Consider the following 21,974-nt stretch of genomic DNA (forward strand, 5'->3'; position numbering starts at 1 on the left):
TATCCTTTTAACATAATCACATTTCTTTTGGTATGTAAACCTTCATTGTAACCGTAGTCCCTTGACCTAATTTGCTTTCTATTTTTAGTTCATCAGAATATTTCTTCATATTGGGCAGGCCCATGCCTGCACCAAAACCTAAAGATCTGATATTATCCGGAGCCGTAGTATAGCCTGCTTGCATGGCCAGTTCAATATCCTCAATTCCCGGACCTTTGTCCTTTAATATCATTTTTATAACATCGGGAGATATAATTACCTGGATTGTTCCCCCATAAGAATGAATTACCATATTAATTTCTCCTTCATATAATGATATGGCAACCTTTCTTACAATATTGGGATCAAACCCCATAAGTTTCAGCTTCTTTTTAACATTACTGGAAGCTTCTCCGGCTCTGGTAAAATCACCGGAATCTACATTGTAATTTAGGATGATTTTTTCATTCATGATATGGCCCCCCTCCCCGAAGACCCTTCTCATACAATATACCACAGGCAGAAAACATTCTATGTCCGGTACTTAGAAGGGCAATTTCCCTTTCTTTAGCCATTTCTATCATGGTTTCATCAGGAATTTTTCCTCTTACAAATACGATACAGACCACATCCATCATCTCTGCAGTACGAATTACCTGAGGATTACATAGTCCCGTAAGTAATACTGCCCTATCCTTCATAAAGGCCAGTACATCACTCATCATATCTGAGCCGCAAGCACAGTGAACCTGCCTATGCTGCAGTTCTTCTCCGCAAATAAATCTTGCTTTTAGGGCTTCTTTTATCTCCTTGATAGTCATCTTCTATCTCTCCCATTTAATATTATTTATAACATTCCCTCTAAACTATATTATGTAACTTATACCATTATTTGAGACATGATGTAAAAATTGTGTTAAATATTTAATTATATTATAATTATTATAATATAACTTATCTCTGATAGCAATTACCAGGTACTATGTCTTATTTCAACAAACCTTTTATCAATTTAGATCTATTTGTATACATATTAAATAAAATTAAACTCTATCATTAAAACATTTAGAACATTCTGTAATATAAAAAGTTGTATGATTGTGAAAGATTTTTGTAGATATTTTAACAATCCCGTGCTATAATGGTTATGATTTTTGGCCTGATTAATATTAACGAGGAGGTTATATAATGGGTTTAAAACAAAGTACAATACCTTTTGCCGGAACTAGCGAGCAGCATAAAAAACTTCTTAAAGTAATTGCTGAACATAAAGGTGATAAAGGCGCCCTAATGCCTATTTTACAGCAGGCACAGGAGATATATGGCTATCTTCCTATTGAGGTTCAAACTGTTATTTCTAATGAACTTGATATTCCCCTAGAAAAAGTTTATGGCGTTGTCACTTTCTACTCTCAATTTTCACTTAACCCCAAGGGCAAATATAAAATTTCAGTTTGCCTTGGAACAGCCTGTTATGTAAAAGGCGCCGGGGATATTCTTGACAAACTCAAAGAGACATTAAAAATTTCTGACGGAGAATGTACCGAGGACAGAAAATTCTCATTAGAATCCTGCCGCTGCATCGGTGCATGTGGTTTGGCTCCGGTTATTACTATAAATGAAGACGTTTATGGTAAGATAACCGCAGATGACGTTGAAGATATTTTGGCTAAATATAATTAAGATGAATTAAGATGTTAACTGAAATATCATTAAACATTCTGGATATTGTAAATAATTCTATTAGTGCAGGAGCCGATTTTATCGTAATAGAAGTTAGAATACATATAAATAAGGATATCCTGGCAATTAAAATACGAGATAATGGCTGCGGTATGTCAAAGCAAGATCTCTCAAAGGTAGAAGATCCCTTTTTTACTACCCGCTCCACAAGGAAGGTGGGACTTGGAATCCCCTTTTTAAAACAGGCTGCCCAGCTTACGGGGGGAAGCTTTTATATGGATTCCACACCGGGAAGAGGAACTTTAGTTGATGTTTCCTTTGGATTATCCCATATTGATCGGATGCCACTGGGAGATATATGTTCTACTATTTACACTTTAATTTTGACTAATCAAAATATTGATTTTCTTTACATTTATGAATGTGAAGGAATTGAATATGAACTAGATACAAGAAAGCTGCGGGAAATCCTCGGTGATATCCCATTTGATACAGCAGAAGTCGCAAAATTTATTCGTGATTATCTAGACCAAAACCATAAAGAAGTAAGTAAAGGTCAGTTTTTCTAACCATTATCTTATGAATTCTTATTTTATTATATTAATAGGAGGAAAGCAGATGAAATCTCTAGATGAGCTGAAAGCAATCCGAGAAAAAATGCAGGGGCAGATGGGTCTTCGCAATGAAGAGAGTAATCAGACTCGTATTGTAGTCGGAATGGCAACCTGCGGTATTGCCAGTGGTGCAAGACCTGTACTGACCACCCTTGCTAATGCGGTACAGGAAAAGGGTTTATCAAATGTTATGGTAACTCAAACCGGATGTATAGGGATGTGCAAATACGAGCCGATTGTAGAAGTTATAGAACCCGGTAAAGAAAAAGTAACTTATGTAAAAATGACACCGGAAAAAGCATTAGAAGTGCTGGATCAGCATATCATCCGTGGTCAGATAGTGAATAAATACACCATCTCCGAGATAATCGGATAGCTGAAGGAGGTCACATTATGTATCGTTCCCATGTATTAGTCTGCGGTGGAACCGGTTGTACTTCCTCCGGAACACCAAAGATTTTAGAGTGCTTAAATGAAGAAATAAATAAAGCCGGCCTAAAAGATGAAGTGGCAGTTGTACAAACCGGTTGCCACGGATTGTGTGCTTTAGGCCCCATTGTAATTGTTTACCCCGAAGCAACCTTCTATTCCTTGGTTAAGCCTGAGGATGTTCCTGAAATTGTCAACGAGCATCTGTTAAAGGGACGTATAGTTTCAAGGCTGGTTTATAAAGATACCATATCCCAGGATGGATTTACTTCAATAAATGAAACTGATTTCTATAAAAAACAACATAGAATAGCCCTACGCAACTGTGGTGTTATTAATCCTGAAAATATTGATGAGTATATTGCAACCCATGGTTATGAGGCCTTAGGAAAGGTATTAACAGAATATACACCCGATCAAGTTATTCAAGTTCTTTTAGACAGCGGCCTAAGAGGCAGAGGCGGCGGCGGTTTCTCAACCGGTCTAAAATGGAAACTAGCCAAAGAAAACCAGTCAAAACAAAAATATGTTTGCTGTAATGCAGACGAAGGTGATCCCGGTGCATTTATGGATCGTTCCGTTTTGGAAGGGGACCCTCATGTAGTCTTAGAAGCTATGGCCATAGCCGGATATGCCATCGGAGCAAACCAAGGTTATATTTATGTCCGTGCTGAATATCCCATTGCCGTTAATCGTCTAAAAATAGCCATATCCCAGGCCAGAGAGTACGGATTACTGGGTAAAAATATATTTGGTACAGGTTTTGATTTTGATATTGAACTGAGACTTGGAGCAGGAGCCTTTGTCTGTGGTGAGGAAACCGCTCTTTTAACTTCCATAGAAGGCAACCGTGGTGAGCCTCGCCCCCGTCCTCCTTTCCCTGCACAAAAAGGTTTATTTAAAGAACCTACTCTTTTAAATAACGTTGAAACTTATGCTAACATTCCGCCTATTATTTTAAACGGACCGGAATGGTTTAACTCAATGGGTACCGAAAAATCCAAAGGTACTAAGGTATTTGCCCTAGGTGGTAATATCAACAATACCGGTCTTGTAGAAGTACCTATGGGTACAACCCTTCGTGAAGTTGTAGAAGAAATCGGCGGAGGAATTCCTAACGGTAAGAAATTTAAGGCCGCACAAACCGGCGGACCTTCAGGTGGATGTATTCCGGTAGAGCATTATGATATTCCTATCGACTACGATAACTTACTAAAGATCGGTTCTATGATGGGTTCCGGCGGACTTATTGTTATGGATGAAGACAACTGTATGGTGGATATAGCCAAGTTCTTCCTTGAATTTACCGTTGATGAATCCTGCGGAAAATGTACCCCTTGTCGTATAGGTACCAAACGACTATACGAAATTTTAGACAAAATAACCCAGGGTAAGGGTACTGTTGAGGATATAGACAAATTAGAAGAATTATGTCTGTATATTAAAGAAAATTCCCTCTGTGGACTTGGTCAAAGTGCACCTAATCCTGTTTTATCCACTATTAAGTTCTTTAAAGATGAATACATAGCTCACGTTGTAGATAAGAAATGTCCGGCAGGTGTATGTAAGGCACTGTTATCTTACGTTATAGATGAAGAATTATGTAAAGGCTGTACCTTATGTGCCAGAGTCTGTCCAAACGATGCTATTTCCGGTAAAGTTAAGGAAGCCCATGTCATCGATCAAAGTAAGTGTATAAAATGTGGTGCATGTATGGAAAAATGCCGCTTTAAGGCTATATCGATACGCTAGAATGGAGGTTAGTATGGAAACTGTAAATGTAAAAATAAATGGTATATCCATAGATGTTCCGAAGGGTTCCACTATCTTAGAAGCAGCCAGACTGGCACATATTGAAATTCCTACTCTTTGCTACTTAAAAGAAATCAATGAAATCGGTGCCTGTCGTATCTGTGTTGTAGAAGTAAAAGGTGCAAGAAGCCTGGTAGCATCCTGTGTTTATCCGGTTGCCGAGGGTATGGAAATTCGCACAGACTCTCCAAAGGTTCTTGCATCCCGCAGGCATACCTTGGAACTAATCCTTTCGGACCATGATAGAAAATGTCTCTCCTGCGTAAGAAGCGGGAGCTGTGAACTTCAGAAACTATGCTATGATTTGAAGGTTGAAAATGAAACTGCCTATGAAGGTGAACGTAATGAATATGAATTAGATGGATCCTCTGCCCATATGGTAAGGGATAATAACAAATGTATTCTTTGTCGTCGTTGCTCTGCAGTATGTGAGCATGTACAGGGCATCGGCGTAATCGGCGCCAACGAAAGAGGTTTTAAGACCAATATATCCTGTGCCTTTGAAATGGATCTTGCTGAAACCAGCTGCGTATCTTGCGGACAGTGTATTGCAGTTTGCCCCACCGGTGCTCTTTATGAACAGGATCATGTTGATGAGGTATTTGCTGCCCTTAACGATCCCCATAAGTATGTAATTGTTCAAACAGCACCTGCTGTTCGTGCAGCTTTAGGAGAAGCCTTTGGACTTCCTATCGGCACTAACGTTCAGGGTAAAATGGTTGCTGCCCTTCGCAGACTTGGCTTTGATAAGGTATTTGATACAGATTTTGCGGCAGATTTAACCATTATGGAAGAAGCAGCGGAGTTTATTGACCGGGTACAAAACGGCGGAGTACTGCCTTTAATCACTTCCTGCTCCCCCGGATGGATTAAATACTGTGAACACTATTATCCGGATATGTTAGATCATCTATCCAGCTGTAAATCACCTCAACAGATGTTTGGTGCCATAACAAAGACTTATTACGCAAATAAAATGGGTCTTGATCCGGAAAAAATCGTTATGGTAAGTGTTATGCCTTGTACAGCAAAGAAATTTGAAATAGGCAGAGATGATCAAAACGCTGCCGGATTACCTGATGTTGATATATCAATCACCACAAGAGAACTGGCAAGAATGATTGAAAGGGTAGGACTAAACTTCCATGCACTTCCCGATGAAGAATTTGACGATCCCCTAGGCCGTTCCACCGGTGCCGGCGTTATCTTTGGTGCTACCGGAGGTGTTATGGAGGCCGCTTTAAGAACTGCAGTTGAAACCCTGACTAAGGAAGAACTTCCAAGTCCTGATTTTACAGAAGTTAGAGGAACCGCAGGTGTTAAAAAAGCAACCTATCACGTAGCCGGTATGGATATAAATGTAGCTGTAGCCTCCGGACTTAACAATGCCAGAACAATTTTAGAAGAAATAAAATCAGGTAAGTCCAATTACCACTTTGTGGAAATCATGGCTTGTCCAGGAGGATGTGTCAATGGCGGCGGCCAGCCTCATCAACCGGCTAATGTCAGAAACACTACAGATATCAAAGCCTTAAGGGCAAAAGCTCTATATGATATTGATACTTTAATGCCATTAAGAAAATCCCATGAAAACCCTGCTATTAAGCAGTTATATGAGGAGTTCTTAGAAGAGCCCGGAAGCCATAAGGCCCATGATATACTTCATACAAGCTATGTAAAAAGAACAATTAATTCTTACTAATAAGTTTAGGTAAAATATAAGGTGTACTGATAGTTCCATCAGATAAGGAAATATCAGTACACCTTAATACTACTATAATACAGTCTAAATAATTATTCTAAGCACTTGGGACAGGTACCATAAAAATAGGTTACATGGCCCTCAACTTTTCCCGAAAAATTCTCATTGGCAAGGCCATTGATATGATCAATGGGCTCCATTTCTAAATCTGATATCTTTTGACACTCTTTACACAAAAAATGATAATGGGGTTTGGTATTACCGTCAAAATGGTCACTTCCGTTAATACCATTCACCTTTATAATTTCTCCCTTTTCAGCCAAAAGATTTAGATTTCTATAGATGGTACCTAGGCTAATATTAGGATATATCTCCTTGATATTCATGTATATATCATCTGCTGTAGGATGACTTTTGGTCTTAGACAGAAACTCCTTAATAGCCTCTCTTTGCCGACTGTATTTTGTTATAGCCATATTCATCAACTCCTAAACTATAACTAATTACTAATACCGATTGATTAGATAATAGTAGTAATTATTATCATTATACGCATTTTCTCAAAATACGTCAAGTAATAGTAATTACTTTCTATTAGCCGGCTCTATATTTAGGCTTCTTCCCTTTATCTTGGCTGTCTTCATAGTCTGAATAACATCCGAAGCATGTTCCCTGGGAACCTCAACAAAGGTATATTTATCATACATATCAATGGTTCCGATAAGTTTACCGGGTATTCCTGTTTCCCCGGCAATTGCCCCTAAGATATCACCGGGTCTTATCTTTTGCTTCTTTCCGATATTAATAAATAGTCTAACCATACCCTCTTCAGCACCGGTATCTCCAAAATCTCCGTAAGCTCTATCAATTTCTGTTTCACATCTTTCATCCCCCATCAGATGTTTTAAAAATGCAGCTGCCATATCTAGGGATGTGTACTTATCTTCCTCATTAATTCTGCTTTCGATTAAGTCAATCATCCTTGACAGGTCTTCATTTTCCATAATATTAAACATCCTATCCAATATCTTTCCTGCCTTAACCTCCGTAACATCACTGATAGAAGGAATGGGCTTAAGTTTAATCTTAGTCTTACAATACCTTTGGATATCCCTTAGCTTATATACTTCCTTACCTACTACCAAGGTAAATGCCTTACCCTCTCTTCCTGCACGGCCGGTTCGCCCTATTCTATGGACATAATACTCATCATCCTGAGGGACATCATAATTAAACACAGCCTCCACATCATCAACGTCAATACCCCTTGCCGCAACATCCGTTGCCACCAGGATATCTGTTCTTCCGCTGCGAAAACTTCTCATAACCCTATCTCTTTGCTGCTGTTTCATATCACCGTGGAGTCCTTCGGCAAAATAGCCCCTACCCTGTAAATTTTCTGTTAACTCATCTACCATTTTCTTTGTATTACAAAATACTAAAGACAACTTAGGGTTATAAATATCTAAAAGCCTAGATAATACCTCTTCCTTCATCTTGGGGCTTACTTCATAATAGTACTGTTCTATCTTTGGAACCGTAAGTTCCTTTCTTATAACCTTTATAATTTCAGCATTATTCAGATATGTTCGGGCAATATCCATAATCGGCCCCGGCATGGTTGCAGAAAAAAGGGCAGTCTGTCTTTCTTCTGGCATATCCTTTAATATGGTTTCAATATCCTCACGAAATCCCATATTAAGCATTTCATCTGCCTCATCAAGTACTATTAATTTAATGTTACTTGTCCGTATGGTTTTTCTTCTCATATGATCCATTACCCTACCGGGGGTACCGATAATCACCTGAATACCTCCCTTAAGGGAGCGTATTTGCTTTGTTATTTCCTGACCTCCATATATAGGAAGTACCTTTATACCATGCATAAACTTAGCCAGTTTACGTAGTTCATCAGCTACTTGCACTGCTAATTCCCTGGTTGGACATAAGACCATAGCCTGCAATGATTTATCATTAGGATCTAGCTTTTGTAAAAGTGGTATGCCAAAGGCTGCCGTTTTACCGGTACCTGTTTGAGCTTGTCCAATTATATCTTTTCCACTTAACATAGCAGGAATTGCCTTTGCCTGTATCGGCGACATTTCCTCAAATCCCATCTCTTTTACTGCCCTAAGTATCTCTGGGCATAAATTCATATATTCAAATCCGTTTGTTTCCATTAAAATCCCTCTCTTAATTACTTATTCTTCTTAATAACTTTGCTACAAACAATATTCATTATAATTGTAAATTAATAAATCATATTATATACATTTAAATGAAATGTTTCTTACTTTCACACTTTACAATTTTATAATATAAAACCATATTAAAAGGCTCTTAGTCTGATTGGACCAAGAGCCTTAATAAGCCATATCCTTTTTATAACAGAACCTTGCGTAGTATAACACAATAGGATTTTCTTGTCAATATTTTATAATAATAATTACTAAATTATGCCTCTACGGATTCATCAATAAGAAATTGAATGATTTTATCATATAATAAATCTTCCCTTATTACATCAGCATTTACATATTCTAAAAACTCTTCATTTGATTCAAATCCTTGTTCATTTGCATATTCTGTTACTCTATCTTGAAACTCATCTTCTGTTATTTCTATACCTTCAGCAGCACTGATAGCCTTAATTATTAACTCTCTTGTTGCCATTCTGTCTGCATAGTCTTTTTGATCAGCTTCAAACTCCTCCATAGAATAACCGTTCATTGTAACAAAGTTCTCCAAAGTCATGTTAGCGCTTGCTGCATAATTATGATAAAAGACTTTAAAGTCATATAAATAATACTCTACTAAATTTTCAGGCAAGGTAATTTCAGAGGCTTTTACAACAGCATCGTAAATATAATTTGCCCTTTTATTTTCCATTAGCTCTTGATTATTTTCCTCTAATTCTTGGCGGAGACTTTCCCTATAAGCTTCTTCTGTCTCAAAATCCAAGCTCTTTAAAATATCATCTGTAAGTTCATAATACTTTATGCCATTAAGCTTAACTTTAAATAAAGCCGGTTCCCCTGCCATCTTAGCATGGGGATAATCCTCAGGGAAAACCACATTAACTTCGACTTCATCATTTATATTAGCACCTATCAGCTGATCTTCAAAGCCTTCAATAAATGCTCCTGAACCTATAATTAAATCATAATCTTCTGCAGAACCCCCTTCGAAAGGCTCACCATTATGATATCCTACAAAGTCTATATTAACGATATCTCCCAACTGTACCGCTCTGTCGGTAACCTCAATAGGCTCTGCGTCATGGTCAATAAGATATTGCTGAATTGCAATGTCTATATCAATCTCATCAACCTCTAGCTTTTCTAGCTTAACCTCAATGCCCTTATATTTTCCTAGCTTAATATAATCATTGTAATCATAATCTTCCTTAACTATAGGATTCTCCATGGGCTCTACTGTCTCAGTATCATTATCCTCATTTTCTACAGGTGTAAGAGTTTCCTCCTGTTTACCCTCCTCTTCATCCTTACCTTTATCCTTGCCACATCCAAGAACTGCCAACATAATACTAAGGCATAATACCATAAGTGCTATAATCTTCTTCATATTTATATCCTTTCCTTTCAGGTCAGGGAAGTATAGCCCCTGCCTAATATCATTTTATACTCATTCATTTATAACATATTTTGACTAAAAAATAAAGCATTTAATATAATTATAATATTTTTTTAAACCATTTACTTTTCTTGTATCAATAGAACCTTTGCAAAATATAAAGGTAAAAAGAGAACAAGCTTTAGTTCACCTTGTTCTCTCTTACCTTATCTAAGAATCAACTCTTTATGTCTTAAATAAAATATTTAGGAGGTAGTCTTTAAATTTTCTCAAAGCGATCCACATCCATGACAAATATGGTGGCACCACCTACATTTACTACTACATTCATAGATGTATATTCACCGGTTGCAACAGGATTTGAAATAACTTGTTTTCTGGGGCCACAAGCCTTTTTTACTATATCAATTACTTCATCTACCTTTTCTTCATCGGTTCCTATCATTAAAGTTGTATTGCCTTCCCGTAAAAAACCCCCTGTTGATGCCAGCTTAGTTACATAGTAACCATGTTTATTTAATTCAGCAGTAACATCACCGCTGTCAATATTTCGTACAATTACATAAATAAGCTTCATGGGACCCCCGCCTTTCCGATTATTTTAGCTAATATATTTACACCATCATTATATTACATAATCGGCCAAAAGTAAATGTAACAAGTTAAATAATACTATAACCTTTCTATGGCCAGGGTAACTTCTTCACCGTTGATATTCCACTGCTTTGTATATCCTTGTACCTTGCTAAAGTCTATATCATCTGCCAATACCTCTGATTTTATCTCATCAGCGTTTCGCTCTATTATAGCTTTGATTTTCTCATTCTTATCAGCAAATACCCGGATGTGATCCATAACTTCAAAATCTGCTTCCTTACGCATAGTCTGAAGCTTGCTGATAATTTCACGGACAAATCCTTCTTCTATTAATTCCTCTGTCAGTTTGGTATCTAGAACAACCGTAACTCCATGGTCTGAATCTGATACATAACCTTCTGCCTGAGTAGCTTCAATAAGCAGGTCTTCCTTATCGATATAGACAGTGGAACCCTCCAGCAAAAGACTAAGCTTTCCGCTAGCATTAATTTCTTCCATAGCTTCATTACCATTAAGCTCAGATAAAGCCTTTCTTATGGCACCTATTTGTTTACCGAATTTAGGTCCTAGGGTTTTAAGCAAAGGTTTAAAGCTGTAAGTTGTATATTCTCTCACATCATCTGTAAATACAACTTCCTTTACATTAAGCTCATCGGCAATTATATCTATGAAGAACTCAGATAAAGTATTATCTGCCTTAACATACATCTTACCGATTGGTTGACGATTCTTTATATTGGCAGCATTTCTGCAAGCACGGCCAAGAACAACAATCTCTAGGACTTCTTTCATATCCTCTTCCAGCTTCTTATGGATAAAGGCCTCATTATAAGTAGGATATGAACTTAGATGTATACTTTCAGGGGCCTCTTTATCTAAATTCACCACCAAATTCTGATAAATATCCTCAGTCATAAAGGGAATATATGGAGCTGCCAACTTACTAAATTCAACCAAGGTAGTATATAAGGTCATATAGGCATTAATCTTATCCTGGGGCATTCCCTTAGCCCAAAAACGCTCTCTGTTTCTTCTTACATACCAGTTAGATAGCTCATCTACAAAATCATTCATCAGTCTGGCTGCTTCTGTGATTTTATAATTTTCTAAATACTGATCTACGGATTTAATCAAAGTATTTAATCTTGATAAGAGCCACTTATCCATAACCGGAAGCTTATCATATTCTAGTTTATACTTTGTTGCATCAAATTGGTCTATATTGGCATACAGTACATAGAAGTAATAAGTGTTCCAAAGGGTACTCATAAACTTTCTCTGTCCTTCCGTAACTGCCCCGTGGTAGAAACGATTAGGCAAATATAGGGCTGAGTTAACAGAGAAGTACCAACGGATGGCATCTGCCCCATGCTTTGACAAGGCATCAAAAGGATCTACTGCATTACCCTTTGACTTAGACATTTTTTGACCGTTCTCATCCTGTACATGGCCTAAAACTATACAGTTTTTAAATGAAGTTTCACCAAAAATCAATGTGGAAATTGCAAGGAGGGAATAAAACCAACCTCTGGTCTGGTCAACTGCCTCACTGATAAAGTCAGCAGGGAATCTTTCTTCGAAAATTTCCTTATTCTCAAATGGATAGTGCCACTGAGCAAAAGGCATGGCTCCAGAATCATACCAGCAGTCAATAACCGGCTTAACCCTAGTCATTTCCTTACCACACTCTGGACATTTAATTGTAACTTCATCAATGAAAGGACGATGAAGCTCAATATCATCAGGGCAATTATCTGACATAGCTTTAAGTTCTTCTATACTTCCGATACAGTGAAAATGTCCATCCTCACATTCCCAAATCGGAAGAGGTGTACCCCAATAACGATCCCTAGATAGACCCCAATCCTGTAAGTTCTTTAACCAGTCCCCAAATCGGCCTTGGCCAATGCTTTCTGGCATCCAATTAATTGTATTGTTATTTTCTATCATTTGCTTCTTAACTGCTGTCATTTTAACAAACCAGGATTCTCTGGCATAATAAATCAAAGGAGTGTCACATCTCCAGCAGAAAGGATAACTATGCTCAAAATTTAATACCTTAAATAATAAGCCTTTGTTATAGAGAATCTTCATAATGGGCTCATCTGCATCCTTACAAAAGAGTCCTGCAATATCTGTGGCTTCTGCTTTAAATTCCCCTCTGCCATCCACCAGCTGTACATGAGGCAGATCATAATCTCTACCTACCCTTGAGTCGTCTTCACCAAAGGCCGGGGCAATATGAACAACACCGGTACCATCAGTTAATGTAACATAACTGTCACATGTTACATAATAAGCCTTCTTATCAATCTTAGCATAATCAAATAAGGGCTCATATTCGGTATACTCTAAATCCTTACCTGAAAATCTTTCCTCGATTTCATAATCCCCTTCAATTACACTAAGAAGGGCCTCAGCCAGAATATATTTTTCTTCTCCTGCCGGACTTGCCACTTCATGATCATGGCCACATGAGCAACTTTTGCCTATTACATTTCCCTTATCATCTACTTGAACTTTAACCTTAACATAAGTCTCATCAGGATTAACACAAAGGGCCACATTAGAGGGTAGGGTCCATGGGGTAGTTGTCCATGCCAAGATATACTCATTTTCTTTATCTTTTAACTTAAATTTTGCAATTAATGATTTTTCTTTTACATTTTTATAACCCTGGGCCACTTCATGGCTGGATAAGGGGGTTTCACATCTTGGGCAGTATGGAACTATTTTATGTCCCTTATATAATAAATTCTTATCCCAAATCTGCTTTAATGACCACCATACAGATTCGATATAATCATTTTCATAGGTTACATAGGGATCATCCATATCAACCCAGTAGCCTACAGTTCCGGAGAAGTCCTCCCACATGCCCTTGTATTTCCATACGCTCTCTTTACATTTTTGTATAAAGGGCTCTAGTCCATATTCTTCAATCTGCTCTTTTCCGCTAATTCCAAGAAGCTTTTCCACTTCCAATTCCACAGGAAGTCCATGGGTATCCCAGCCTGCCTTACGAAGAACATTATACCCCTTCATTGTACGATATCTAGGTATAATGTCTTTAATTACCCTTGTCAGCACATGGCCGATATGGGGCTTACCGTTGGCGGTGGGAGGGCCGTCATAAAAGGTGAAGCTTTTTTTACCTTTTCCGGCTTCGATGCTTTTTTCAAAGATCTTGTTTTCTTCCCAGAACTTTAAGATTTTCTTTTCTCTTTCGACAAAGTTTAAATCCGTCGACACTTTATCGTACATAATAATCCTCCATTCTATTAATTACTTACATACATTATACAAAAAAGCCCTCATCCGAAAAAGGATGAGAGCTTACGCTATCACTAACCACCTGTTTCGTATACACTGCTAAAGGCATTCATACACTATCCATATAACGGTGGAAACCGGCTTGACCTACTGGATAAATATATGAATCTATCTTTGGGTCTTGCAACTAGGGAGTGATTTTCAGACATCCGCTACTCATACCGGGCTTGCACTATCTCCGGCTCGCTGTAATTTTTACTGAATGCTTACTCTCTCCGTCAACGTCTTTATCATTTTATTTTTTTAATAATAGTATAAAATTTGCAGAATGTCAATAGTTACTTCTTTCTTGACTTTGAGCGAAAACTGGTATATCTTGAATGTTGTTTAATGTGGTATTATATGAGATAGAATAAATTTATACTTTAAAAATTAATTAATATAAGATAGATTATTGCATAAAGCAAGTCTACAAATATTAACCTATATATAAAATAAAAGTGAAGGTGATAAAATGGGTAAACAAAATTTAACGTTACTTACAGACTTCTATGAGCTGACTATGATGCAAGGATATTTTAATAATAACATGAATGAAATCGTTGTTTTTGACGTATTTTATAGGGATAATCCATGTAATAGCGGCTATGCTATCTGCGCCGGATTAGAGCAGGTAATAGAATATGTTAAAAATCTTAGATTTAAAGATGATGATATCGAATATTTAAGGTCTTTAAAAATATTTGATGAGAATTTTCTTAATTATCTAAAGAACTTTCATTTTACCGGAGATATTTATGCTATTCCCGAAGGAACCGTTGTCTTTCCCATGGAACCACTATTAAAAGTAGTAGCTCCCATTATGGAAGCCCAATTAATTGAAACTGCCATACTTAATATTATTAATCATCAAAGCTTAATTGCCACAAAGGCTTCCAGGGTGGTTTATGCTGCTAGCGGTGCACCGGTAATGGAATTTGGCTTAAGACGGGCCCAGGGTCCCGATGCCGGAACCTTAGGGGCAAGAGCAGCAGTAATAGGGGGCTGCATTGGAACCAGTAATGTCTTATCTGCCAAACTTTACGACCTGCCTGCCCTAGGAACCCATGCCCACAGCTGGATTATGAGCTTTGACGATGAACTGACAGCTTTTCGTAAATATGCCGAGCTTTATCCTTTGAATACAACTTTACTGGTAGATACTTATGATACCTTGCGCACCGGTGTTCCCAATGCCATAAAGGTTTTTAAAGAACTCCGTGACAGCGGTAAGATGCCTGAAAAATATGGTATCCGCCTAGATAGCGGTGATTTGGCCTACTTATCTAAAATGGCCAGAAAAATGCTTGATGAGGCCGGCTTTACCGATGCTACCATAACAGCTTCTAGTGATCTTGATGAATATGTTATTGAATCCCTAATAGCTCAGGATGCCAAAATTGATTCCTGGGGAGTAGGTACAAAATTAATTACTTCCAAAGACTGCCCTTCTTTTGGTGGAGTTTATAAACTTTCTGCCATTAAAAAAGGCGATAAATTTATTCCCCGTATGAAACTATCGGAAAATCAATGGAAGATAACTAATCCCGGAAATAAAAAGATCTACAGAATATATGAAAAGGATAGCGGAAAAGTAAAGGCTGATTTAATAACCTTACATGATGAGCATTTTACTTCTGATAAACCCCTTTTGTTATTTGACCCTATTGCAACCTGGAAAAAAACTTATCTTAAACCAAACACCTATACATTAAGAGAATTATTAGTACCAATATTTATTAATGGTAAATGTGTATATACTTCTCCTTCCGTTATGGAGATACGGGATTATTGTGCAAAAGAGCAGGATACCCTTTGGGACGAATGCAGAAGGCTTACAAATCCACATAATGTTTACGTAGACCTTTCTAGTAAATTGTACCAAATAAAAACAGATTTATTAAATGAATATTATGCCAGTCTATAATTTACAATAAAGTTTATTCTCATATTAGTAAATTTATGTTATACTATACCTGAATTTATTACCTTAGAAGACCCCGTCATAGGTGTAGCCCCTATGGCATATTGACTACAACAGGAGGAAAAATGAAGAAAGTTAAAATTCCACTTATTATATATTTGTTGGCAGCATTATCCATAACCGGCATAGTAGTATTTTGGAAAAGTTCAAGGAATAAAGATAAGCCTGTTTATGCTGATCGGAGTAGGGCATCGGCCTCAGTTTCTACCGATGCCAATAAAAATGATTCTGATAATTATACATATATTCCTCCTACATATGAATATGATAATAATAATGAATATAATGAAGAGGGACAAATGCCAGATACAACCAGAGAGATAGATTTAGATCCTAACAGCATTACAGTATTTGTAAACCAAGAACATAGCTTACCAAAGGACTTTGTTCCGGAGAATTTGGTAATTCCGGCAATACCTTTTGACATTATATCCTATAGCGAAAGAAAATTATTAAGGTTAGAGGCTGCCCAGGCTATAGAGAAGTTATTTAGCGCGGCATTAAAGGAGGGATATTCCTTATATGGAATCTCCGGTTATAGATCCTATGATAGGCAGAAAGAAATATTTTTAGATAACATAGTAAAAAAAGGTAAAGAACATACCCTTAAATATTCAGCCGCCCCCGGAACCAGTGAACATCAGACCGGTCTTGCCATGGACGTTTCATCAAAGTCCGTTAATTTCAAGTTGGTACCTGAATTTGCCAAAACAGCTGAAGGTAAATGGCTGGCAAAACACGCCCATGAGTACGGATTTATCATACGCTATCCAAAGGATCATTATGAAATTACAGGATACGCATATGAGCCATGGCATATACGATATGTAGGAGAGGATTTAGCTAATTATCTTTATACAAATAAGCTTACTTTGGAGGAATATTATAATTATAAGCCCAGCGATGGTTTTGATTATGAAAAAAAATATGCTGACCTGATTAATTATAAGCCCACTCCAACTCCAACCCCTACACCTAAACCTACTCCAAGCCCAATACCTACACCTACACCTACTCCGACTCCCACACCTACACCTACACCTACTCCGACTCCTACACCTACTCCTATTCCTGAGGGTGAAATTGATGTAGAAGACCCTAGCCGGGAATTAGATAATGAAGATCTTGAAAATAACCATGAAGAAATATTAGATAATGAAAATATGGATCCGGTCTTTTACAACAATGATATGAATATGGATATTAATCAAGAATTAAGTAACACAAATTCCATAGAATAATATTAATTTCTAAATGAAAAGAGATTTTTAAATCTCTTTTCATTTTAAGTGTTCACCTTTAAATTACAGGAGGTAAGCTATGAGGCTTATACTAATTCTTTTATTTTTACTAATATTTTTTATTATAAGTATTCCCTTATTTATAATTGAATTTATTATCGGTAAATTTAACCGTCGGGCACAAGTTGCCAGCTCTCAGAAAATAGTTGTAGCTGCTTTTCATATAGTTTTATTTATTGCCGGAGTTAAGAAGACAGTAATCGGTAAAGAAAATATTCCCACTAATGAACCTATATTATATATAGCTAATCATAGAAGTTATTTTGATATTCCCTTATCCTATGTCTGTTTACCGACACTTACAGGATTTATGGCAAAGAAGGAAATTAAAAAAATCCCTTTTTTAAGAACCTGGATGGTTTTACTTCAATGCTTATTCCTTGATAGGGATGACATTAGGCAGGGTATGAAGACAATACTTCAGGCTATTGAACAAATTAAGGCCGGCTACTCCATCTTTATATCTCCGGAAGGCACCCGCAGTCAAGGTAAGGAAATGCTTCCCTTTAAAGAAGGAAGCTTTAAAGTGGCAGAAAAGACCGGATGCGCCATTGTTCCCGTAGCCATAAGTAATACAGATGAAATTTATGAAAATCATTCCCCTTGGGTTAGACCGGCCAAGGTTGTTATAGAATTTGGGAAACCCATTTACCCTAAGCAGTTGGACAAGGACCAGCGAAGGCATCTAGGCTCTTACGTCCAAAGTATTATCAAAGAAATGCTGGATAAAAATGCTTCATTAGTCCAATCCTAAAAATTAGTAACCATATTTTTTATTTTGCTATTTATTTTTTATTAAAAAAATGATACAATAAGCCTTGCCCAACCCAAAAGGATACCCTAAACGGGACAATATTTATTTTTTATTGTCCCGCTTGGGTATGATATAATGAATATTACCTTAATATAAAGTTTAAATAAATTGATATACAGGAGGTACATAAGTACATGAACACTACATGGATTGTAATATTGATTATAGTAGCCGTTATAATAGGAGTATTTGTAGGTCTTTATTTCTTAGGAAAGAAACTGCAAACTAGGCAGGAAGAAGCTGAAGCTCAGATGAAAGCAGCGGCTCAAACATTTTCTATTCTTGTAATTGATAAAAAGAAAATGAAATTATCGGAAGCAAATCTTCCTAAAATGGTTTTAGAACAGACACCTAAATACCTCCGCCGTTCTAAGGTTCCTATTGTTAAAGCTAAAATCGGACCAAAAGTTATGTCTATGATGTGTGACCCTAAGGTATTTGAAATTATTCCTGTTAAGAAAGAGGTAAAAGCAGTAATTAGTGGTATCTATATTACTGGTGTTAAGGGTTTAAGAAGTAACTTAGAAACCAAGCAAAAGAAAGGTTTCTTTGGTAAGATAAAAGATAAATTTTCTAAGAAAGATAAATAGATGATATATTATAGCCTTCTATCCAAATTAAGTATGATTATTTTGGTTAGAGGGTTTTTTATGTAGTAATTATGTGTTAAAATACAAATAAATTCCCTAAGAAAGGATAATTATATGAACAGGAAGTTAAAAATAGTATTACTTGTCCAAGTAGCAATACTGCTTGTACTATTACTTGTGGTTTTAATAAGTAATAAGGGCCCTACAAGTAATGTTTCTGATGATTTGGATAAGGAAAATATAATTGATAACATAAATGACGATTCTAGTAAAACAAATGATATTAATTTTGAAGATGAATATGGACAAGCTAAGGATCCTGAAGATAATACCGGCGAGAATGGAGAAGAATTAACTCAGGAGGAAGAAGAGGAGCCAATATTACCGGAGCCTATCGTACTTGCTTTTGCCGGTGATATTAATTTTGATGAAAACTCCAAACCCATAGCCAGATATGACAGAGAGAATAAAGGTATCTTAGGAGCTATCTCTGAGGATTTAGTTGAAGAAATGAATAATGCAGATATCTTTATGCTGAACAATGAATTTGCTTATAGTACAAGGGGAAGCAGAATCCAAGAAAAATCTTACACCTTTAGGGCCAATCCAAAACGGGTTGATATATTAAAAGAAATGGGAGTAGATATAGTTTCCCTTGCCAATAATCATGCCTTAGATTATGGGGTGGATGCCCTTTTAGATACCTTTACCACCCTTGAAGAGGCAGGGATTGATTATGTGGGGGCAGGTGTTAATATTGACCGTGCCAAGGCACCCATTTACTATACCATTAATGATACTACCATTGCTTATGTGGCAGCAAGCCGTGTAATTTATGCCATGGACTGGTATGCAAGCGATACCCGACCCGGTATGATCGGAACATATGATCCGGCTTTGTTTGTAGAGTCCATTAAGGAAGCTAAAGAAAACAGTGACTTTGTAGTGGCTTATGTCCACTGGGGTAAGGAAAACACCCATGAACTGCTGGATTATCAAATAAATATGGCTAAGATTTATATTGATGCCGGTGCGGATGCTGTCATCGGCTGCCACCCCCATGTAATGCAGGGAATAGAATTCTATAAAGGAAAACCCATTGCCTACAGCTTAGGTAACTACTGGTTTAACTCTTCAAAAAGAGAATCCGGACTTTTAAAGATATATTTAAATCCTGACAAAAGCACCGATGTACAGCTTTTACCTGTTATGAATGATAGTGCATATACCTATCAGATTACAGAGCAAAAGAAGAAGGAAGACTACTATAAATTTATGGAGAATATATCCTATGGTGTAAAATTTGACAAAGAGGGATTTGTTACAGAGAAGCAATAATAATATAAAAATAAATGCATAAGAGCTACTGACCAAGTAATTGCAGTAGTCTTATGCATTTTTTTATTCAAAGAATATTATATTCTTTAATTGGAAGTAACCTTTATTATAAGCTGATTGTCCGATATATGACTATCATTAAGGGAAAGGGTGTATTCCATATGGATATTTATCTCCCTTACCTTTTCCTCTATATTAATCCTGCTGGTATTTATCTGAAAGTTAAGACTACCATAGGGAGTATCATAGCTAGAATAGGTCTGTTTGCTTAAATCAAAAACCATATGGGTACTGTTTTCTCCTTTTTTAATCATCTCAACCTGTCCGGATGATATTTTAATAGTATTAATAGAAGCCTTATTTTCTTCATTTTCAGGCTCCTTATACCGAATAATATGCCTACCCTTAAAGTTACGGTATACTCCTACTGCTTTGGTAGTAATAGGGCTTATATCATCCCCATCCCGGACAATGCCCTCTATATATACACGGACTTTTTCATTCATCTTACAACTCCTAATCAACCCAGTTCTTCAATATTTATGTCCTTAGTTTCCATTACCTCACAGGGTAAAATGGTATTAGCAAAACGTTTGAATTTTTCGGCTCCGTCACTGACATAGAATTTATGATTAAGGGCTTGAGTAGTATCATTTCTTAAGTTATGCTCTGTTAGGACTGCCGCAAGACATTTGGCTGTTTCGTATGCAGGATTAACTAAAAAGATTTCGTCTCCTACAACCTTTCTTATGGTTTCCCTAAGCAAAGGATAATGGGTACAACCTAATACCAATGTATCTATATCCTTATCTAAAAGTTCTCCTATATATCTTCTTGCCATTTCAAAGGTAATAGGATCATCAATTAATCCTTCTTCCACTAAAGGTACAAAAAGCGGGCATGCTTTACCAAATACAGTTACCTTAGGATTTGTTTTGCTTAAAAACCTGTTATATATTCCGCTTTGTATAGTTCCTTCAGTACCAATTACACCTACTTTTCCATTTAAGGTGGTTCTTGCTGCCACTTTGGCCCCGGGTTTTACTACCCCGATAATAGGTATGTCAATTTCATCTTTAATAGTCTCTAGGGCAAATGCACTGGCCGTATTACAAGCAATTACAATGGCCTTTACCCCTTTTCTCATTAAAAATCTTACAATCTGCCTAGTATAAGTAATAATTGTTTTTTTAGACTTACTTCCATAGGGAAGCCTGGCTGTATCTCCAAAATATATTATGGTTTCTCCGGGTATCTGATTCATGATTTCTTTTACAACAGTCAATCCTCCTACTCCTGAATCAAATACCCCAATCGGTGCTTTTGTCATATTATAGCCTCCTGACATCATAGTATAAGGCTGTTTCCATTAATTTTAGAATGCCTATTCATTTTACTATTAAAAGGAATTAAGTTCAAGAGCTTTTCAATAATCAATTAATTTATCAAATAGTAATTGTCCTGTTTAATAATATGATTTTTTGGCCATACTTAGATATCAAATATTATTGGGAGGACTTATGAAAAATAAAATAAATAAGAGATTAAGGAGAAAAAATTTACATAATAAGGCTTATACAGATAAAAACAACAATAGAATACGTGTATTTTTTCTATTAGCTCTACTAATAATATCCTATACTTTAACTCAAATCCTACATCTGTATAAAAGCAAACCCAGTAGGCTGCAGGAAGAGATAGCAAAGGAAATTATCCGGTTTCATGTTGTTGCTAACAGCGACAGTGATGAAGATCAGAATTTAAAATACCAGGTTAAGGATGCTGTTTTAAAAACCCTGTATCCTTATCTTAAGGATGTGGATAACATAAATCATGCCAGAGCCATTCTTAAAGAAAAACTACCACTAATAGAAGAAGTGGCCAGTAAAGTTATAAAAGATAAAGGATACACATATTCTGTCTTAGCATCTTACTCAAACTGCTATTTTCCCTTAAAGGTATATGGTGATTATACCTTTCCACCGGGTACATATCAGGCTGTACAGGTTAAAATCGGCAAGGCTCAGGGTAAAAACTGGTGGTGCGTAATGTTCCCTCCTTTATGCTTTGTAGATGAAACCTATAGCATTGTCAGTAGTGAGTCGGAAAAAAAGTTAAGTTTTCTACTGACTGATGAAGAACTTGATGCCTTAAAAACAAAAAGATTACCTGTTAAAGTCAAATTTAAACTTTTTGCTGCATTAAAAAACCTCTTTTGCTAAGAT

20 protein-coding genes are annotated in these 21,974 nt (G+C 36.6%); 11 read left to right on the plus strand and 9 right to left on the minus strand.

Features of this window, described 5'->3' with window-relative positions; translation table 11 throughout:
- Nucleotides 1-16: 16 nt before the first annotated feature.
- Both SD1D_RS11525 and SD1D_RS11530 read right to left on the minus strand, forming a co-directional pair.
- On the minus strand, nt 17-451 hold the full coding sequence (locus SD1D_RS11525) for an ATP-binding protein (protein WP_058259044.1): 435 nt from the start codon (nt 449-451) through the stop codon (nt 17-19).
- Nucleotides 444-800 carry a DRTGG domain-containing protein gene (locus SD1D_RS11530; protein ID WP_058259045.1) on the minus strand — a complete coding sequence of 119 codons (357 nt, stop codon included), beginning with the start codon at nt 798-800 and terminating at the stop codon, nt 444-446. The genes SD1D_RS11525 and SD1D_RS11530 overlap by 8 nt, the downstream gene beginning before the upstream one ends.
- A gap of 367 nt (nt 801-1,167) precedes the next feature.
- Between SD1D_RS11530 and SD1D_RS11535 the strand changes: the two genes are divergently transcribed.
- Genes SD1D_RS11535 through SD1D_RS11555 form a run of 5 tightly spaced genes read left to right on the plus strand, consistent with a single transcriptional unit; the run spans nt 1,168 to nt 6,219 of the window.
- Nucleotides 1,168-1,662, plus strand: a complete 495-nt coding sequence (locus SD1D_RS11535; RefSeq protein WP_058259046.1) for an NADH-quinone oxidoreductase subunit NuoE family protein — start codon at nt 1,168-1,170, stop codon at nt 1,660-1,662.
- Nucleotides 1,663-1,673: 11 nt separating this feature from the next.
- On the plus strand, nt 1,674-2,231 hold the full coding sequence (locus tag SD1D_RS11540) for an ATP-binding protein (RefSeq protein ID WP_058259047.1): 558 nt from the start codon (nt 1,674-1,676) through the stop codon (nt 2,229-2,231).
- 49 nt (nt 2,232-2,280) lie between these two features.
- Nucleotides 2,281-2,652 carry a (2Fe-2S) ferredoxin domain-containing protein gene (locus tag SD1D_RS11545; RefSeq protein ID WP_058259048.1) on the plus strand — a complete coding sequence of 124 codons (372 nt, stop codon included), beginning with the start codon at nt 2,281-2,283 and terminating at the stop codon, nt 2,650-2,652.
- 17 nt (nt 2,653-2,669) lie between these two features.
- On the plus strand, nt 2,670-4,457 hold the full coding sequence (locus tag SD1D_RS11550) for an NADH-quinone oxidoreductase subunit NuoF (protein WP_058259049.1): 1,788 nt from the start codon (nt 2,670-2,672) through the stop codon (nt 4,455-4,457).
- A 13-nt stretch (nt 4,458-4,470) separates the two neighbouring features.
- On the plus strand, nt 4,471-6,219 hold the full coding sequence (locus tag SD1D_RS11555) for an NADH-dependent [FeFe] hydrogenase, group A6 (RefSeq protein ID WP_058259050.1): 1,749 nt from the start codon (nt 4,471-4,473) through the stop codon (nt 6,217-6,219).
- Nucleotides 6,220-6,311: 92 nt separating this feature from the next.
- Here the strand turns inward: SD1D_RS11555 and SD1D_RS11560 are convergent, their stop codons facing one another.
- The 5 genes from SD1D_RS11560 to ileS form a co-directional block, all read right to left on the minus strand.
- Complete coding sequence (locus tag SD1D_RS11560) at nt 6,312-6,695, minus strand: Fur family transcriptional regulator (RefSeq protein WP_058259051.1); 384 nt, start codon at nt 6,693-6,695, stop codon at nt 6,312-6,314.
- Nucleotides 6,696-6,803: 108 nt separating this feature from the next.
- Nucleotides 6,804-8,399 (minus strand): DEAD/DEAH box helicase, encoded by a 1,596-nt coding sequence (locus SD1D_RS11565; RefSeq protein ID WP_058259052.1) that lies wholly within the window; start codon nt 8,397-8,399, stop codon nt 6,804-6,806.
- Nucleotides 8,400-8,673: 274 nt separating this feature from the next.
- The gene (gene tig / locus SD1D_RS11570; RefSeq protein ID WP_058259053.1) at nt 8,674-9,804 is read right to left on the minus strand and encodes a trigger factor; all 1,131 of its coding nucleotides are present in this window, start codon (nt 9,802-9,804) and stop codon (nt 8,674-8,676) included.
- Between the two features lie 268 nt (nt 9,805-10,072).
- On the minus strand, nt 10,073-10,390 hold the full coding sequence (locus tag SD1D_RS11575) for a cyclic-di-AMP receptor (RefSeq protein ID WP_058259054.1): 318 nt from the start codon (nt 10,388-10,390) through the stop codon (nt 10,073-10,075).
- Between the two features lie 95 nt (nt 10,391-10,485).
- Nucleotides 10,486-13,674: an isoleucine--tRNA ligase gene (gene ileS / locus SD1D_RS11580; RefSeq protein ID WP_058259055.1), complete on the minus strand. Its 3,189-nt coding sequence runs from the start codon at nt 13,672-13,674 to the stop codon at nt 10,486-10,488.
- 523 nt (nt 13,675-14,197) lie between these two features.
- Between ileS and SD1D_RS11585 the strand changes: the two genes are divergently transcribed.
- The 5 genes from SD1D_RS11585 to SD1D_RS11605 all read left to right on the plus strand — a co-directional run bounded on the left by SD1D_RS11585 (nt 14,198) and on the right by SD1D_RS11605 (nt 19,749).
- Nucleotides 14,198-15,649, plus strand: a complete 1,452-nt coding sequence (locus SD1D_RS11585) for a nicotinate phosphoribosyltransferase (protein ID WP_058259056.1) — start codon at nt 14,198-14,200, stop codon at nt 15,647-15,649.
- 122 nt (nt 15,650-15,771) lie between these two features.
- Nucleotides 15,772-16,947 (plus strand): M15 family metallopeptidase, encoded by a 1,176-nt coding sequence (locus SD1D_RS11590; RefSeq protein ID WP_058259057.1) that lies wholly within the window; start codon nt 15,772-15,774, stop codon nt 16,945-16,947.
- A 79-nt stretch (nt 16,948-17,026) separates the two neighbouring features.
- Nucleotides 17,027-17,761 carry a lysophospholipid acyltransferase family protein gene (locus tag SD1D_RS11595; RefSeq protein ID WP_058259058.1) on the plus strand — a complete coding sequence of 245 codons (735 nt, stop codon included), beginning with the start codon at nt 17,027-17,029 and terminating at the stop codon, nt 17,759-17,761.
- A 194-nt stretch (nt 17,762-17,955) separates the two neighbouring features.
- A complete protein-coding gene (locus SD1D_RS11600; RefSeq protein WP_058259059.1) occupies nt 17,956-18,411 on the plus strand; it encodes a hypothetical protein in 456 nt (151 codons plus the stop codon).
- Nucleotides 18,412-18,525: 114 nt separating this feature from the next.
- Nucleotides 18,526-19,749, plus strand: coding sequence for a CapA family protein (locus SD1D_RS11605; RefSeq protein WP_058259060.1), 1,224 nt, complete (start codon nt 18,526-18,528; stop codon nt 19,747-19,749).
- Nucleotides 19,750-19,835: 86 nt separating this feature from the next.
- Here SD1D_RS11605 and SD1D_RS11610 read toward each other — a convergent pair whose 3' ends face one another.
- Both SD1D_RS11610 and murI read right to left on the minus strand, forming a co-directional pair.
- Entirely contained in the window at nt 19,836-20,255 is a 420-nt protein-coding gene (locus SD1D_RS11610; protein ID WP_058259061.1) for a DUF1934 domain-containing protein, read from the minus strand.
- A gap of 14 nt (nt 20,256-20,269) precedes the next feature.
- Nucleotides 20,270-21,079: a glutamate racemase gene (gene murI, locus SD1D_RS11615; RefSeq protein WP_058259062.1), complete on the minus strand. Its 810-nt coding sequence runs from the start codon at nt 21,077-21,079 to the stop codon at nt 20,270-20,272.
- A 190-nt stretch (nt 21,080-21,269) separates the two neighbouring features.
- Here murI and spoIIR point away from each other — a divergent pair, with 190 nt between their 5' ends.
- On the plus strand, nt 21,270-21,971 hold the full coding sequence (spoIIR, locus tag SD1D_RS11620; RefSeq protein ID WP_058259063.1) for a stage II sporulation protein R: 702 nt from the start codon (nt 21,270-21,272) through the stop codon (nt 21,969-21,971).
- Nucleotides 21,972-21,974: the final 3 nt, after the last annotated feature.

Source organism: Herbinix luporum (assembly GCF_900070325.1).
GTDB lineage: Bacteria > Bacillota > Clostridia > Lachnospirales > Lachnospiraceae > Mobilitalea > Mobilitalea luporum.